The organism is Lachnoclostridium sp. An169 (assembly GCF_002160525.1).
GTDB classification, from domain to species: Bacteria; Bacillota; Clostridia; order Lachnospirales; family Lachnospiraceae; genus Mediterraneibacter; species Mediterraneibacter cottocaccae.
Genome location: NZ_NFKT01000054.1, coordinates 1 through 16041, shown reverse-complemented (window position 1 = coordinate 16041; position 16041 = coordinate 1). Strand labels below are relative to the sequence as shown.

The 16041-nt window shown below is 43.2% G+C and carries 17 protein-coding genes; 11 read left to right on the top strand and 6 right to left on the bottom strand.

What is annotated here, in order from left to right; all coding sequences use genetic code 11:
* Positions 1–222 precede the first annotated feature (222 nt).
* Entirely contained in the window at positions 223–1068 is an 846-nt protein-coding gene (locus tag B5F07_RS21415; protein ID WP_442911420.1) for a ParB/RepB/Spo0J family partition protein, read from the bottom strand.
* 750 nt (positions 1069–1818) lie between these two features.
* Between B5F07_RS21415 and B5F07_RS21410 the strand changes: the two genes are divergently transcribed.
* From B5F07_RS21410 to B5F07_RS21380, 7 genes are all read left to right on the top strand, one after another.
* Complete coding sequence (locus B5F07_RS21410) at positions 1819–3162, top strand: MarR family transcriptional regulator (RefSeq protein ID WP_235853290.1); 1344 nt, start codon at positions 1819–1821, stop codon at positions 3160–3162.
* The gene (locus B5F07_RS21405) at positions 3149–3679 is read left to right on the top strand and encodes a hypothetical protein (protein ID WP_054352627.1); all 531 of its coding nucleotides are present in this window, start codon (positions 3149–3151) and stop codon (positions 3677–3679) included. Before B5F07_RS21410 ends, B5F07_RS21405 begins: the two co-directional genes overlap by 14 nt.
* A 240-nt stretch (positions 3680–3919) precedes the next feature.
* Positions 3920–4444 (top strand): DUF5697 family protein, encoded by a 525-nt coding sequence (locus B5F07_RS21400; RefSeq protein ID WP_054352626.1) that lies wholly within the window; start codon positions 3920–3922, stop codon positions 4442–4444.
* 6 nt (positions 4445–4450) lie between these two features.
* Entirely contained in the window at positions 4451–5119 is a 669-nt protein-coding gene (locus B5F07_RS21395) for a DUF6100 family protein (RefSeq protein WP_087163220.1), read from the top strand.
* A 141-nt stretch (positions 5120–5260) separates the two neighbouring features.
* On the top strand, positions 5261–6367 hold the full coding sequence (locus B5F07_RS21390; RefSeq protein WP_306438876.1) for a hypothetical protein: 1107 nt from the start codon (positions 5261–5263) through the stop codon (positions 6365–6367).
* Positions 6357–8357 carry a VirD4-like conjugal transfer protein, CD1115 family gene (locus tag B5F07_RS21385; protein ID WP_087163219.1) on the top strand — a complete coding sequence of 667 codons (2001 nt, stop codon included), beginning with the start codon at positions 6357–6359 and terminating at the stop codon, positions 8355–8357. The genes B5F07_RS21390 and B5F07_RS21385 overlap by 11 nt, the downstream gene beginning before the upstream one ends.
* Before the next feature lie 20 nt (positions 8358–8377).
* Positions 8378–9304: a hypothetical protein gene (locus B5F07_RS21380; RefSeq protein WP_054352625.1), complete on the top strand. Its 927-nt coding sequence runs from the start codon at positions 8378–8380 to the stop codon at positions 9302–9304.
* Positions 9305–9744: 440 nt separating this feature from the next.
* Here B5F07_RS21380 and B5F07_RS21375 read toward each other — a convergent pair whose 3' ends face one another.
* Positions 9745–10140: an alpha/beta hydrolase gene (locus tag B5F07_RS21375; protein WP_330397930.1), complete on the bottom strand. Its 396-nt coding sequence runs from the start codon at positions 10138–10140 to the stop codon at positions 9745–9747.
* Between the two features lie 8 nt (positions 10141–10148).
* A complete protein-coding gene (locus tag B5F07_RS21370; protein ID WP_087163218.1) occupies positions 10149–10814 on the bottom strand; it encodes a transposase in 666 nt (221 codons plus the stop codon).
* 327 nt (positions 10815–11141) lie between these two features.
* On the opposite strand from B5F07_RS21370, the gene B5F07_RS21365 reads away from it, so the two are divergent.
* The 4 genes from B5F07_RS21365 to B5F07_RS22750 are packed head-to-tail and all read left to right on the top strand — an operon-like array spanning position 11142 to position 13237.
* Entirely contained in the window at positions 11142–11534 is a 393-nt protein-coding gene (locus B5F07_RS21365; protein ID WP_330397932.1) for a winged helix-turn-helix domain-containing protein, read from the top strand.
* Positions 11527–12390 carry an ABC transporter ATP-binding protein gene (locus B5F07_RS21360; RefSeq protein WP_087163217.1) on the top strand — a complete coding sequence of 288 codons (864 nt, stop codon included), beginning with the start codon at positions 11527–11529 and terminating at the stop codon, positions 12388–12390. Before B5F07_RS21365 ends, B5F07_RS21360 begins: the two co-directional genes overlap by 8 nt.
* Complete coding sequence (locus tag B5F07_RS21355; RefSeq protein ID WP_054352623.1) at positions 12383–13042, top strand: ABC-2 transporter permease; 660 nt, start codon at positions 12383–12385, stop codon at positions 13040–13042. Before B5F07_RS21360 ends, B5F07_RS21355 begins: the two co-directional genes overlap by 8 nt.
* Positions 13043–13069: 27 nt before the next feature.
* The gene (locus B5F07_RS22750; protein WP_162613197.1) at positions 13070–13237 is read left to right on the top strand and encodes a hypothetical protein; all 168 of its coding nucleotides are present in this window, start codon (positions 13070–13072) and stop codon (positions 13235–13237) included.
* A gap of 105 nt (positions 13238–13342) precedes the next feature.
* Here B5F07_RS22750 and tnpC read toward each other — a convergent pair whose 3' ends face one another.
* From tnpC to tnpA, 3 genes are all read right to left on the bottom strand, one after another.
* On the bottom strand, positions 13343–14971 hold the full coding sequence (gene tnpC / locus B5F07_RS21350; RefSeq protein WP_087163216.1) for an IS66 family transposase: 1629 nt from the start codon (positions 14969–14971) through the stop codon (positions 13343–13345).
* A gap of 289 nt (positions 14972–15260) precedes the next feature.
* Positions 15261–15620 carry an IS66 family insertion sequence element accessory protein TnpB gene (gene tnpB, locus B5F07_RS21345; RefSeq protein ID WP_204248878.1) on the bottom strand — a complete coding sequence of 120 codons (360 nt, stop codon included), beginning with the start codon at positions 15618–15620 and terminating at the stop codon, positions 15261–15263.
* A complete protein-coding gene (gene tnpA, locus B5F07_RS21340; RefSeq protein WP_070090334.1) occupies positions 15610–16014 on the bottom strand; it encodes an IS66 family insertion sequence element accessory protein TnpA in 405 nt (134 codons plus the stop codon). Before tnpA ends, tnpB begins: the two co-directional genes overlap by 11 nt.
* Positions 16015–16041 lie beyond the last annotated feature (27 nt).

The following is a 16041-nucleotide window of genomic DNA, read 5'->3' as shown; positions in this document are numbered from 1 at the left end:
TGAAACTTCAACATAATGATGCCCCCTTTCTTATTTATATTCCCTATAAATAGAATAGCACATTTTGTTGGAGTTTCTTATTTTAACTAGCACAACGGGTTAAATTACTTACCTTTATTCCCATGTTTACACCATCCTTTCTTGTTGTAATCTGGCTGCTTATTTACCAGATATAAGTTCAGAAACAAAAGTCCAATAGCAACCACAGCATACAATATTCTGCTAGGCCAATAAGGAGTTAAAAAACCATCTTGAACAACTTCTCCTGATAATTTGAACAGCTGTAATAATTGCGGCAGTATGCGAGTGATTGATGATGTTAAAAACAACCATAAAAGAAACACGCAGCCAATACCGATTCCTATATTTCGCAGTAAATTTGTAGCTGTAAAACAAAGTATCCCCATAAAAAACATACTGGCCGCACAAGCACAGACGCACTGAATATATAGAACGGCTATTGATCTCTACTGCCGGATTAAAGCCTATCATTTCATCATCCAACTGCTGAAGCAATTCCGGTATCAGTTCTGTTATCTTAATAAAGCGCTGAACCTGTTTCGGACTGTCTCCATATTCTTCTCCAATAAGCTCAATAGTTTTTTTTCCTTTTAATTTGTGGTCAAATTGACTTTTTTTTCGACCGCCTTTTCTTTTCATTGCCTCATTTTTCATCTTGTAGGCAAATGCTTTTTCACTGTATCTGATTCGTTCTCTTTGGAGATTAGAATCCACCATAGAAATAATGGCCTCATCATCATTCATTACTCTGATGATCACCGGCAACTTATAATAGCCTAACTGCTGTGCGGCATATTTTCTCCGATGACCTGATACTATTTCATACACGCCATCCAGAACAGGTCTAACAATTAATGGACTTAGAATTCCGTAATTTTTGATACTTTCTTTAAGAAGAGACATCTCCTTATCATCTTTTACATGAAACGGATGCTCTTTAAAGTCTCGAAGCCTCTCAATCTCAATTTCAATAACTTTCTCTTTTTCTTCCAATTTTTCTCCTTTCCTCTGATACGAAAAAAGCTCGTTCAGATCAGTTTTGTAAATCTGATCCAAACGAGCTTCCCGTTTGACTATTATATGTAATTGATATTGTATCGGCTTCCAGATGAACCTCTGAAAAATGTGCAGTCCGCATACCACGCTTTTACCATGTTTTACTATTTTAAATACAGGCTGACATTTAACTGAGCACTGTTATTAGCTGATCTGCCTGGAAAAAAATTATTAGCCACAAAGCTTTTTTATTAGCCAGATCCGCTAATTTTTGACAGTGTATTAGCTGGATTTTCATCCCATTCAGGGTAATTTTCTTCTTCAGAAAATGAGATAAGCGGGTAATTATTAAAGCCTTTCCAGCTAATAATTCCCGCTTATATCTACCGTCTCGTATAGGAATCGAACCTATAATTGAGTCTTAGGAGAAACCACAACCAAATCAACCAGCGTATAACAAAGACTCCTCTAATGTCCTGGAACGCCCTATTTTCCTGGACATTTTAGCCTTTTGAAACGGGATGGAATAACCTCAAGTTCCATCTCGTTTCTTCTTGTATCCTGGTGTGAAATTAGCAGGTTGTTAGCAGCAAACGGACTGGAATCCGGTACATCCGCCATTTGATTAGCAGATTGTACCACCTCTCAGGAACGCCGACACGCAAAACTAGACATTCTGAATTTTACCCGTAATAAAATAACGTGTCATCTGAAAAATATATGATATTATATAATTTCTCATATAAAATCTTACCACACCGTACCTGAAAACACAAATATTTTAAGCAAAGGAGAGCCCTTATGGAATATCAATTAGAACTCAAACAAATCGTAGATTTTCCACGCTGCCGGATCTACCGCAACTTCATACAGACCTTATTAAATGACAGGAGCATCCGAACCACCGGAGGCTCTTTTCTTTTCTGGTATCTGATTCTTTGCTCCTACGCCAATTACAGCAATTCAAACCGGCGCATGGAGCAGCTCACTTATACGCTCTCACCTGGAGAATGGATCTGCAGCATCTCAGAACTGCAGGATTGGTTTCGCTGCCGGTTCCAACATCAGGCCATATCCATCCTGAAGCATCTCCAGGAGGAAGGCTGCATTACCTATTCCCTGCTGGAGAAAAACCGTCTGGTCAAATTCCAGATTACCGACTGGCAGAATGATAATACTGCCCTGAAATACAATTATCCCTGCAAAAAGGATACTGGTTTCTTCTTTTTCCCTATTGGAAAAGCTCACAAGCTGATCCAGGCAGGCAAATGCTCGGAGATGGACATTCTGCTCGACCTGTGGATCCACGCTGTATACAATGATCCGTCTGTCCTCTGCTCTGACACCGGCCCTGTCGTTTATTATCGGAATAATACCGGTTCCCCTCTGACCAGCTTCCAGACACTGGGAGATCGTTGGGGACATTCTAAACCTACTGTCTCAAGGCTATTAAAAAAGCTGGAGAAGATGAACCTGATCACCCTGGTATCCTTCCGTGGAAATCACGGGAGCATGATATACCTAAACAATTACCTTTCCATTATGTTTAACATCAGCGACGTACTGATTGACAAGGAGGAGATCGCCATGAAAATGAAACTGCCGATTTACATTCCAAAAGAAACACCTGCAGAGGAACCCGCAGAACCAGAGTCTGTGTGCGTACCAGAAACGGTGACGGATGAACAGATTACTGTTTCAAATCCCATTCCCTGCGTTCCAATTTCGCACATCCGCTACATGGTCAAAAAAGTCGCCAAACTCCTGGATACACAAGGGATTTCCTGCTGTCACTGTCCACGGACCAGGTATATATTATCTCCTTTATCAGACTGCAAGGATAGTATACCTGTAATTGGTCTAAATATTATCTGCCCCTTTGGAGCCGCAAACTACCGGTTTGAGCTGACCATAGAACCCAGGTCGGAGTCTGCAAAGCTGGAGCCTGAAAAGAAGACCGGACAGCAGCACCGAACCGTACTGGCGAACACTGCCCTTCCGAAAGAGAGCAGGACAGGACAGCGGGCTAAAAGGATGCACAAGATGGAACCACCGGAAATCTTACTGCCGGATCTTCCCCCGCAAGTACCGGAAAATCCGGGAACCGGAAGTCAGGAAGGAGGTGATCTGTATGCCGAAGCGTAAAGGACAGGACTTTCCAGCACCGGAAGAAAATCCCCGGTTTCATGATACGTACCAGTTCCTGCGCCGTTACCGGGATGCCACATACAGCCTGAAAGTGGTCGTTCACCAGATGGAGAACCAGTTCAAGGTGCAGTACGGTTCCAGCATTGATGAGTTCCTGGACTCCATTTATGCAGCCGGGGCAGACCTGGCAGGAAGTGATATTGCGGAACGTGCCAAAAGCATTGAGCGGAGCAACCGGATGCTGAAGCTGCTGGAGTCTTCCGTAGATCTTCTGCGGAATAACCACAAATACGGGGAGCAGTATTACTGGATCCTCTACTATGCCTTTCTTTCTCCACAGCAGCTGAAGAACACGGAAGAAATCCTGGAAAAGCTGGAGCAGCACATTCCCAATATCTCCTACCGTACTTACTACCGGAAACGCCACCTGGCGATAGAAGCTCTGAGCAGCATCCTCTGGGGCTATACGGCAAAGGAAACCATAGACACCCTGAATAAATTCTTCCCGGAGTAGGAAGTGGCACAGCTCCGGCATAGGATTGTCCCGGTTCTGCGATTGCAGGGTAAATTTACCCATGCTACAATAGGTATTGCTTATAGTTTTCTTTTTACAGCACCCTCGGCGGTGCTTTTTTTGTACCCATAAACCAACGCTGACTGCTGTACGTACAGCCTACATATATAATAAGTAGAAATTTCTACGTATGCTCTACGTACAGCACACGCACATTCTATTGAACGGAGGAAATCCGGCATGAAAACAAGAGATCAGATATACCACAGGGAAGGAGAAAAGCTCCTGCGCTTCCTGACCACCTACCATGCCCTGAAGTATGAGCAGGTAATGAAGATGTTTGGTAACCAGGACTCCATCAAGTCGCTGATCACCAGCCTGGTCAAGCAGGGGAGGATTTATCATGATAAGGAAGCCGGCCTGTTATGTGACAGCCCGGAGGCTGCCAAAAACCCGGATCGAGGCACGATTGCCGCCTTCTGGGTTTTACTGGATTTTGAAAAGCCCATCGTATTCCATACCAGCGGGGATTTTCCTGTTAAACTTCACTTCTTTTCAGAGAATGAGGAATATGAAATCCTCTATGTGCCGCTGGAACAGGAAATTTTAGTGGATCATGTGATGAAATCCATTCCCCGCCACGATGTGTTGCGTCTTGTGATGCTGGAAAATATCCAGCAGGCGGCGAAACTCTCGATTGAAGGAGTGCTTGCTTTCTGTGTCGTGGATGACTCCGGCTCTGTCAGCTACTACGGAAGGAGGTAATACACCATTTCAAACCAGAAAATACTCTATGAACGGCTTGCGAAGCTGGAAGGAGAGATCCAGAAACTCAACAACACCGTTTTTGCCCTGAAAACCACTGATATTCGTACATATCCGGAAAACTACGGGGAGCTGAGTATGAACGCTGCGCTGCGTGCTGAGCGGATCGCCTGCCAGATGCGGAACCTGGTCTGTCTGGCCGCCCCGGAAAAACGGGGCGGATATTTAAAGGATGCGGCTGATGCCCAAGGGATTGAGATCTGCCAGGACGAAGATCTGATCTCCATTACGCTTCCGGGCCTGCTTCCCAAAAGAAAGCAGCACGTCAACGCTGCCTTTCTCCATGAGCCGCTGAACTATGCGCTGCAGAACTACCTGACGGTCCATTCCCTTCCCCTGTACCGGGAATGTGTGGTCTGCTTCAGCCAGATCTATGACCGGAACGGCCCATTTGACCGGGTACGTGATTACGATAACCTGGAGTTCAAACAGCTTCTGGACACGATTGCCACCTATATCATGGTGGATGACAGCGGGCTTTACTGCGACTCCTACCACACCACGGAGCTGGGAGATACGGATCATACTGTCATCTATGTGATGGGAAAATCCCGGTTTCCCCAGTGGCTGAAAGGACGAAAAAACGAGATTGAAACCATATCGGAAATTTCATGATTTTTCCATCATTTTATCCGACATTGGTAAAACATCCTTTGAAAGCAGGAAATCCCTGCTTTTTTTGTTTGCCGGGAAGCACAACTTTTTACCCAAGTACAGACTTACATGGGTAACTACCGGAAGGAGGGGTGACTGATTTTGTATCCTTCTACCTCCCAGAAATACAGGCTCTTGGAAATGGTCGCTCTTAGTGGGGAATTTCCTGCTGACCAGCTTACCCGTCTGATCCCAAGCCCCTCTTATGGAGAAAAGCTCATTACAGAGTTAAAGGCACAAAAACTGCTGCGGACTCACTATCGGGATCATTTAAGGGGCTATCGTCTGACCGGACGGGCTAAACAGATGCTCCTTGCTCAAAATCCGGAGCGTTTCCGTGACTTCCTCACCGGGAATACCGAAACCAATCAGGTCCGAAGCGAAGTAACCCGTCGGCTGCGTCTGTACCAGAAAGCAGAAACCTATCTGACTCTCCTAAGCGCCGGCATCCCGTTCTTTGCTGACCAGAAACCGGATATTTTCAGGGAAGGCCGCGAAGCCGGTATCCTCACTATGGGGAACCTGCCCCTTTTTTACTCATCACGGGAGTTTAAGCACATCGGTTCAGAGGCAACCAAGATCAGAAATTCCCGGAGCATGGGGGTGCTGCTTGCTCCCCACTGTGCCTATGCACTGTATAACACCGGTGACCATGTACTCAAGTGGGAATACCGGACAGAGGTACGGCTGAACGCCTTCCTGCAGCATTACCTGCAGGATTTCCCCTATACGGGACATCCGAAAGTCCGGGCGATCCTGACCGGGAAGGACATGGACACCGCTTACCAGCTCCTGACCAGTACCGGCGGATACAAAAAGAGTCTGTTTGTAGCGGATACATCCTATGAACACTTTCACTATCTGCCAAACACACCGGAAGGTGAAACGCTTTTGAAACTGCTGGTCCGGCCACGGCTCATGAAACAGCTGGACCAGTTACTGTTATCCGATTTAGGTTCCCGGCAGCCAGACCTTCCCATCGACCATGATGGGGTGGACGCTTCCGGGAACCCTGCGGTTCTTGCATATGATTTTGACTTGCACCGAATTAACCGATTCAATACCGGGCTGAATGTATATGGCAGAAAGGGGATGATGATCTGCTTTGATTTCCAAATCCCCTGTCTAAAACGGTATCTGACCGCCGACATTCGGTTCTCCAGTATTGACCTCACTAAGTTTAGAAAGGGGTTTTTGCATGAACCGTAAATGGTGGAAGCTCATTTATCTGCTTCCCATCAGCCTCTGCACCTTATATGCAGGCGGCTATATCGCTCAGTTTATCCGAAACTATCGCATCTGGACTGCCGCTGGTAACACGCCGGGCAATGGCAGTTCCCCACAGATGCCATCCCCGCATCCGGCAGCCTGTTTCCAGGCAGTCACCGATTTTCCGTATAACCTGCATGGGATTGGGATCTGCCTTGTGGTATTTGGGCTGCTGATTTTTTTGCTCATGCGAATGGGCTATGACCGCAACGGCGAAGTCGCAGACCGGGAACGGAACCTGAACTACTCGACCAAAGGAACCTATGGAACCTCCGGTTTCATGACGCCGGAGGAAATGCATAAAGTCCTGGAGCTGACTTCTGATGTAAAGAAGAGCAAAGGCACCATCTTAGGCAAGCTGAACGGCAAAGCCGTCTGCCTGCCCTACCACACCTATATGAATCGGAATGTGGCAGTCTACGGCTCCAGCGGCTCCATGAAGAGCCGTGCCTATGTCCGAAATGCTATCTTCCAAAGTGTTGCCCGCGGAATTGACGGACCAGGAGAAAGTCTCATCATTACCGATCCGAAATCCGAACTCTATGAAAGTATGTCCGTGTATCTGGAGAATGAAGGCTATACCGTCAAATGTTTCAACCTGGTCAACCCGGAAAACTCCGACAGCTGGAACTGTCTTATGGAGATTAACGGGTCTGAGACAATGGCTCAGGTCTTGGCGGATGTCATCATCCAGAATACCGGCTCTGCTAAAGGGGATCATTTCTGGGATAATGCGGAGATGAACCTGCTGAAAGCCCTGGTTCTGTATGTAGACCAGGGTTTCCCGCCGGAAGTCAAAAATATCGGACAAGTGTACAAGCTGCTGACTATGAGTTCCGAGAAAGAACTGAACAGCCTGTTTGACTTGCTCCCGGTATCCCATCCGGCAAAAGTGCCTTACTGCATCTATAAGCAGGCCAGCGACACAGTGCGCTCCGGCGTCATCATCGGGTTGGGCGCCAGGCTGCAGGTGTTCCAAAATAAGCTAATCCGGCAGATCACCTCCTATGACGAGATCGACCTGACACTGCCAGGCAAGCAGAAATGTGCGTATTTCTGCATCACCTCAGACCAGGACAGCACCTTTGATTTCCTCTCCTCCCTGTTCATGACTTTTATCTTTATCAAGCTGGTCCGTTTTGCGGACAAAGAGGGGAAGGACGGAAAGCTGCCGGTTCCGGTACATATTCTAGCGGACGAGCTGGCCAATACCGGCGCCATTTTGGAGCTGAATAAAAAGATTTCTGTTATCCGGAGCCGAAACTTAAGCATTTCCTGTATTTTCCAGAATCTGCCCCAGATGCAGAACCGGTATCCGCTGAACCAATGGCAGGAAATTATCGGGAATTGTGACAGCCAGTTATTCTTAGGCTGTACCGATGAAGTGACCGCCACCTTTATATCCAACCGGTCCGGAGATGTGACGGTTGGAGTCAGCAGCGAAGCGAAGCAGCTCAATTCCTGGCGGGTGTCGGACTACACGCCGGAGTACCGGCAGACCAGATCCATCGGGAAGCGCAAGCTCTTAACACCGGATGAGATTCAGCGGCTGCCCTTAAATAAGGCACTTATCATCCTGCGGGGACAGAAAATCCTGGAAGTGGAGAAATACGATTATACGCTCCACCCGGATTCCAAAAAACTGATTCCAAGAAAGGCGGCAGACCATGTTCCCCAGTGGCGGGCGATGGCCGAGCAGGAAGAATACGACTATACACCGACTCTTGCGGAGAATTTAAAGAAAAAGCCCCGGCCTGGCCGCAGCGGCAGACGCCCTGCCTTTCCCTCTCAGGAGAAACCGCTTCGACGGGAACCGGACAAACACGCTTACCCTTCCGGGCAGCCGGAAGAGCTTAGTGACCTGCCGGAAGAATTTCCGGAGTTTCCAGAGGAGATTGTTCCGCTGGATAAAGATTCCATAATGTCTTGATTTATGAAAGGAGGCAGCTTATGCCAAACGAACTGAACCATGCAACATCTATCCTTACCCTGGACGCCGATGCTCAGCTGGAAACGCCGCAGTCCAAAGCGGATCTCATCTGGCACGAGATCCAGAACGCCTACCGCACCCGGAAAATCCTTACCGGGAAACTGGGCGGCATTGAAAAAACGGAGGCCGGCAGTCTGATTGCCATTGTCTACTATAAGGACTTCCGTACCGTCATCCCCATCTCGGAAATGATGCTGAATCTTGTCCAGGATAACGCCCACGATTACGGGGAACTTTCCCTGCGGCAAAACAAAATCCTCAATAATATGCTGGGATGTGAGATTGATTTTCTTGTGAAAGGATTAGATACCAAGACACGCAGCATTGTGGCAAGCCGGAAGGAAGCCATGCTGAAGAAACGCCAGATTTTCTATCTGGATACAGATGCATCCGGAAAGCCCAAGGTCTGCGAAGACCGCATCGTGCAGGCCAGAGTGATCGCTGTGGCAGAAAAGGTTGTCCGTGCTGAAATTTTTGGCGTGGAGACTTCCATCCTGGCAAGGGATCTGTCCTTTGACTGGCTGGGAGACGCCAGGGAGCGGTTCCGTGTGGGGGATCACATCCTGGTGCGGATCCTGGATGTAAAGGCAGAGTCTCCGGAGCAGATTACCGTCCATGCGGATGTCAAAAGCGTAGAAGGCAATACCAGCAAGGAAAACATGAAGAAATGCAAAGTCCAGGGCAAATATGCCGGTGTTGTGGAAGATATCCACAAAGGCACCGTATTCGTCCGGCTCTCGATTGGCGTCAACGCCATCGCCCATTCCTGCTATGATCCCCGTACCGTAGGAAAAAAGGATGAGGTATCCTTTGTCGTTACGCATATTGATGAGGAGCGCAATGTGGCGGTGGGCCTGATCACCCGGATTATCCGGCAGAACCTATAAAAAAAGCGGCAGCGCAACAAAGTGAATTTTGCAATATTGCCGTTTCTTTCCATATATTTTTATTGCTCATAGCGATGCGTCATGCTATACTATTCCGGTATAATTGAACCAGAAAGACGGATGCTTTTCGATCTTGCCCTCTAGTAAAAAAGGAGGGTGATGCCCATGACTATCACAGAAGTCCTGACTTTACTGTTAGTTATTTTTGCGGCTTTGATTTACATAGATAATCGACATAATAAGAAATAGCATCCTGTACCGTCCAAAGTCAAGGATGCTATTTCTATGAAATACTGAATTAACTGAGGGCATCAGATCTTGCATCTGATTACCTTTCTGAGTTCATTATACACTGGGGGATGCGAGAAATCAAGTCCCCCAGTTTTATATTTATCCACGCCCCTGGTGAACCTGGCAATTCCAATTTTCTGCACTACAACTTAGGATTTATCGAGAAGATTGTTTATCCAATCATCAAGAAATTTCATTTGCTCATCTGTATGAAACCAATGTTCTCCATTTTTCATAACAGTAAGTGTCGCGTTGGCTTGTTTTGCAAATTCAGATATAGTCGAATAAGAAGTTAAATTATCTTTTTCGCCAAATAAAATATGTGTTGGAATTTTCCATGTAATTGGGTTTTCTCTCACATAACAGAGATAATCCCATGAAAGTGTCTCTCCAAAACTTGTTTTAATTTCTTTTTTATCTCGAAGTTTATCTTCTGTAACATTTGCCCAAAACATCATATTTGTAATTAGTTTTTCCATATTTACAACAGGGGAAACAAAATAAGCTTTTTCTATTTGCTTATCTGATAAGGCATTCATAGCCAAATAGGCACCTACACATAATAGTTTCGTTTTTTGACTGTCACAAGGTCAAATTCACGATGTGTAACAGACAATTCGGCGGCCAGTTCACGAAGTTTCTTTTTCATTCCCGATGGATACAGCAAACGGTTTGTTTTCAAAGCACCGATGGTATGGAACCCTCTCTGTGCAAAGGTATTGATTATCTTTTCAGAAACATACCAGCAGTCGCAAAGAAAATAGGACATTACCGGTGGAACAGGCAGCTCCTTTGCAATGCTTTGTACAATGTCAATCTTGGAAATTGACTTATTGTACATTACAAAAGCATAGTTCAGAACAATGCCATTGCAGGAAAGCATAACAGCAACTGCCTGATGCCCGTAGTCCTGTTTTCCCTTTAAATGGGATTGGTGAAAATACGCATCTTCAATCGGATGTAAAGCCCGTGACGAAGGCTTTGTCTTTGAAGCAATCGTATCGTCCACAATGCAGAAAACAGGCTTTCCGGTGCGTGCTGCTTCTGAATAAATAATCTCAATGACAGAGCATTTTAACGTATCTGAAAGTAATGAATCATCCCATTTTCCGGAATTGAGAAAATGGGCAATCGTAGTTCTGTGGCAGGAACTGTTTTTAGCAAAGTCCGTAGTTTTTCCATGATATCCTAAAATGAAAATACTGATTAGGATACTCATAAGATGGTTTATTACTCGGTTCGAATAAAATTTGCATAAGTTTAATTTTTTAAACTGGTTGTATATGAATGAGGAATGATGTATAGTATTTGCGAGAGACACCTTCTTTCGTAAATGTTGCAAATGTTTGTTTTGGCACTTTCATTATACAACACATGGAATCGAGGTGTCTTTCTTTTATGCAAAATCACGAACTTGCTCATTTATAGTTACATAAATTTATTTGAAATAGAGAAAAAATTGAAAATATATTGATGATATAAAAGGAAACTGTTATGCTGTTATATATAATACAATAACAGTTGTTATAGTTTTATATGAAAGGAGCTGAAAATTATTAAAATAATTATATCTAATATTTCTGGAATTCCTATCTATGAACAGATAAAGGAACAAATTAAAACTGCAATTATAAACGGTGACCTAGAAGATAATGATATGTTACCTTCCTTAAGAAAACTATCAAAGGAATTAAAAATTAGTGTATTAACTATTACTAGAGCTTACACAGAGCTAGAACAAGATGGATTTATTAAAAATGTTCAAGGAAAAGGTAGTTATGTTTTAGGTAGTAGTTCTGAATTAATTAAAGAACAATTAATTAGAGGTATTGAAGAGCATTTATTAAGTGCAATTAAACTAGCTAAGCAAGCCGATTTATTATTAAAAGATTTACATAGTTTACTAAATATATTAGAGGAGAGAAATGTAGATGAATAATATTTTAGAAGTAAATAATCTAGGCAAAATTTATAATGAATTTCAATTAAAAGACATTAATTTTAGCTTACCGTATGGTTTTATTATGGGATTAATAGGTGAAAATGGAGCAGGAAAAACTACTACAATTAAAGCTATTCTTAATATGATAAGTAAAGATTCTGGTGATATTGCCATATTTGGTAAAAATAATATTAAAGATGAAATAGAAATTAAAAAAAATATTGGAGCGGTATTTGACTCTAACTACTTTGTTGATAGTTGGAAAATTAAAGATGTAGAAAAGTCAATGAGACTATTTTATGATAATTGGGATAATATTAAATTTAAATCATTAATAAGTAAATTTAATATTTCCACTAATAAGAAAATCTCTCAACTATCTAAAGGTATGCAAATGAAATTAATGTTAGCTTGTGCATTATCTTATGATGCAAAATTATTAATTTTAGATGAACCAACAAGTGGATTAGACCCTGTTTCAAGAGATGAGTTATTAGATATTTTAAAAGAGTATATAGAAGACGAAAAACGTAGTGTCTTATTTTCTACTCATATAACTACTGATTTAGAGAAGATAGCTGATTATATTACCTATTTACATAAAGGTAGATTAATTTATTCTGGAGGAAAAGAAGAATTTATTGATGCTTTTAGAATTGCAAAAGGTGGTAGAGATGAACTTGTATCAGATTTAGAAAATAAATTAATTAGTACCAGAGTATATTCAAGCGGATTTGAGGGATTAATCAAAACTGAATTTGTTAAAGAGTATCCTAACTTACTTTTTGAGCCTGCTTCAATAGATGATATTATAGTTTATTCTAATAAAGGAGACATTTTAAGAAATGAATAATATATATAAACTAGTTAAATTTGACTATATTCTGATAAAAGAATATCTTAAAACTGCTATTTATCTTTTACTTATAGCACTTATGTTAACAGCATCTTCAAAATCATTAATAGGAGGATTAGTAACAGCTATTACAATAGTTTCATTAAGGCTAACATCTTTGCCATTTGAAACAGAAGAAAAAAATACTATTGAACAATTTTATGGATTTATACCTGTTAGTAAAAAACAACGTGTCACAGGACGTTTTGCATCAATTATTGCTTTAGGGATAATTTCTTTAATGGTATCAATTATTCTGCAAATAATTACACTTACTGTTATTGGTGTAGATATTAAGTTTCAAGAATTAATGATAGGTGTATTTATAAGTAGTGTAATTTATATTATTAATATTTCATTACAAATACCTGCGTATTATAAGTATGGAGCAATTAAAGGAAGAATTATATCTTTCATACCTTTAATTGGATTTAGCCTATTTTATTTTATATTTAATAAATTAGATAATTACTTAATAAATATTTCTAAAATTTTCATAAATAGTAATATGTATTTTAATCTGATAACTATTATTACTTCAGTATTTTCAATAGTTATTATTATTATTTCTTTAAAAGTAAGCAATATCATTTATGATAGAAAAGAATAATCTACAACGAATAATGGAGGCAAAATTATGAAAAAAGATAAATTAGGAAAATTTTTGAGTATATTAGGGAAAATTATTGCATTAACATCTGTAGTATTATTTATGTTAAAAATGATACCTGCTAATGGTATAATTCAATGGAGTATGTTGTTAGTTGCAATTATACTTATATTTATAGGAAATAAATTTGAATAATATATGTACTTCGTAATTTTAAAGTGTTACCAGTAAATGTATGCAAGTACACGGTAAACCATGAGTACTGGCTCATTTTTTGACCGCCGTTTCCGGCGGCCGTGTTTACAGATTGGTTGTTTTTGACTTGCTCCGGCAGATTTCCGGCAACTGATCTGACCATGGAAGCAGTTTCTCAATAAAGCTGTAATCCGTATCATCCTGATGGTCTTTCAGAACTGTCAGTACATGGTCCAGATAACGGAACGGATTCAGGTTATTCGCCTTTGCTGTTTCCGTTATGCTGTAGATGATCGCGCTGGATTTCGCACCATCGATACTGTCGATCAGTTTCCACGCATGTTTATGCAGGCAGAAGCTGCGGAGCGCTCCTTCTGTTACGTTGTTGTCAAGTGGAACTTCCCCATCATTCAGGAACACTTTCAGTGCCTCTTCCTGATTGATACAGTAGTTGATCCCTTCCAGTGTTTTTCCTTTGGGAAGACGATTGGAAGATTGAATCTCTTTTACCCACGCAAAGAAAGCCTCCACCAGAGGTTTGACTGTGATCTGCCGCTGTTTCTTTCGGCCATCCGGTTCCAAAGCAGCCAACTGATTGTCCAGATGATAGATGGCCCCGATCCGCTTCACAGCTTCATACGCAACGGTATCTTTTGCAGTTTTTTGTGCTGCTTTCGGAAGGGCTTTTAAAGCGTCTGAGAAATAGCGCCTTGCATGTGTCCAGCACCCGGCAAATGTGATATCCGGATTTTCCCGGTCCAGCTTCCTGTAAGCGGAATAGCCGTCACAGACAACTACACCTGTAAAGCCCTTCAGGAATTCTTGCGGGTGGTCTGCTTTTCGGGTCCGCTGATATTCATACAGGACGATGGGCGTATCTTTGTAGATCTTCCCAGTGCGGTAGATCCACATATAACTCTTGCTGTTTGCGGGACGCCCATCCTTCGATACCATGACCGGAGTTTCGTCGGCCTGCAGCACATGGAAACGGTACAGTTCTTTATGGAGATAATCATAAAGGATTCCCAGATACCGGTCCGCACACTGGATCATCCAGTTCGCCATCACCTGCTTGGAAATGTGGATGTCGTTCCGCAGGAATTCCTGACTGATCCGGTACAGAGGAAGCCCGTTTACATACTTGGCATTCATGATACTTGCCGCCAGAGAAGGAGTCAGGATGCTGTTCCGCAGCAGATCTCTCGGACGGTCTGCCTTAACGATCCTCTGATTGTCCTTGCCGGCATAGACAGCTACATGATGCTCTTCGACTGTGTACACAGCCGGCTGAACACGGACTCTTTTATAAACTTCATCCGGAAGCCTCTTCCAGCCATCCGGACCGAAGAGTTCCTGCAGTTTTTCATCCGAAAGAGTATGAGGGATCACTTCAATTGGAAGATCCTTTAAATCTTCCTCACGTTTCCCTTTCCTTTTCCGGCGGCTGACCTGGATCACATCCTCTTCAGCCGGCTCAACGACATAGAGTGTTTCCGTCAGGGCTTCGGCTTCGTTAAAGATGAGTTCCAGTTCTAACTGGCCTGCTATGACATCCAGTTTTTCAGAAGAACGCCCATAGCGTTTATTGCTGGCGTCAGCGATCTGCTCGATCAGACGCTCCATGTTTGCGTTCAGCTGGCTCAGCTGATCCTGCATGGACAGGATCACTGCTACGAGTGTCTCTTTGCTGAAGCTGTTCAGTTCTTCTGGTGAGTAGATCTTTGACTTTGACATGTCCGGTGCTCCTTTGTTTTGCTGGAACTATTGTACCGCAAAACAAAAGAAAAAGCGAACCACACAAAAAGATCGTTCGTCATTCTCACCATAGGATAAACACTCTGAAAAGCCGAAAAAACTACTAGTTTTTTCAGTTTTTCAGAGTACTTATCCACACGGCAGCTTGCTGCCGGTAAGTACTCCATGATTGAATGAATGCAATAAGGCTCTGCTGTGGATAACTTCCAATCTGTCCTGGACGGCGAATGCGAAAAGATTTTTGATTTTCTCCGTTTTGCACAATGCTTTACAGGAGATCCTGAGGATACACTTCCTGGATCGGATGTCTGGAGATGATCTCCAGCCCCTTCATCAACGCCTGATATTGTTCCGGCGTGATCTCCAGTGCCTCTTCTTTTGTACGAGGCCAGCTAAAACCGCCAAGCTCCAGCCTTTTGTAAAGGAGAAGGAATCCATCGCCTTCCCATACAAGCCCCTTGATGCGGTCACTGCGCCTGCCGCAGAAGAGAAAAAGAATGTCCTTTTCATATGGATCCAGCTGGAAGTTGAATTTAATAATAGATGCCAGACCATCAATCCCGCGGCGTAAATCTGTGTATCCTGCAGCAATATAAATCTTTCGGAATCCGGTTGCATTATTCAGCACCCAGGAGCCCTCCAATCCGGGAGAGAAGCTCATCCGATGCAGAATTCGAAATCTCCAGAATGAGACTGCCTTTCCGGATCACGAGATCCGGATGAAAAACCGGAGCTGTGTTCTGAGAAGAAGATGGAAGCTTGATCTCAGTAAAAGAGACTGCCCTTTGAGTCGCTGGCACCATCGGCGCCATTTCCTGATGCGGTCCGGCAGTTGCCGGTAATAATGAATTCTGGGAATTTTCGAAAGCTTCCCTGCGCAGGATCCTCTGCCAGTAGAAGAACTGCTTCACTGAAATCCCATTTGCTCTGCACCAGGCAGTTTTAGACATTCCGCTGTTTATGCATTCATTCATGATTTTGGCCCAGTGCTCTGCACGGACCTGATGTGTGATCTTATCCATAGGGACACTCCTCTAAAAAACTTGTAG

What these genes read in the sequence shown, in the direction of transcription:
- B5F07_RS21410 (WP_235853290.1), top strand. Translation starts at nt 1,819, where the DNA reads ATGGAATATCAATTAGAACTCAAACAAATCGTAGATTTTCCACGCTGC.
- B5F07_RS21405 (WP_054352627.1), top strand. Translation starts at nt 3,149, where the DNA reads ATGCCGAAGCGTAAAGGACAGGACTTTCCAGCACCGGAAGAAAATCCC.
- B5F07_RS21400 (WP_054352626.1), top strand. Translation starts at nt 3,920, where the DNA reads ATGAAAACAAGAGATCAGATATACCACAGGGAAGGAGAAAAGCTCCTG.
- B5F07_RS21385 (WP_087163219.1), top strand. Translation starts at nt 6,357, where the DNA reads ATGAACCGTAAATGGTGGAAGCTCATTTATCTGCTTCCCATCAGCCTC.
- B5F07_RS21380 (WP_054352625.1), top strand. Translation starts at nt 8,378, where the DNA reads ATGCCAAACGAACTGAACCATGCAACATCTATCCTTACCCTGGACGCC.
- B5F07_RS21370 (WP_087163218.1), bottom strand. Translation starts at nt 10,814, where the DNA reads ATGAGTATCCTAATCAGTATTTTCATTTTAGGATATCATGGAAAAACT.
- B5F07_RS21360 (WP_087163217.1), top strand. Translation starts at nt 11,527, where the DNA reads ATGAATAATATTTTAGAAGTAAATAATCTAGGCAAAATTTATAATGAA.
- B5F07_RS21355 (WP_054352623.1), top strand. Translation starts at nt 12,383, where the DNA reads ATGAATAATATATATAAACTAGTTAAATTTGACTATATTCTGATAAAA.
- B5F07_RS22750 (WP_162613197.1), top strand. Translation starts at nt 13,070, where the DNA reads ATGAAAAAAGATAAATTAGGAAAATTTTTGAGTATATTAGGGAAAATT.
- tnpC (WP_087163216.1), bottom strand. Translation starts at nt 14,971, where the DNA reads ATGTCAAAGTCAAAGATCTACTCACCAGAAGAACTGAACAGCTTCAGC.
- tnpA (WP_070090334.1), bottom strand. Translation starts at nt 16,014, where the DNA reads ATGGATAAGATCACACATCAGGTCCGTGCAGAGCACTGGGCCAAAATC.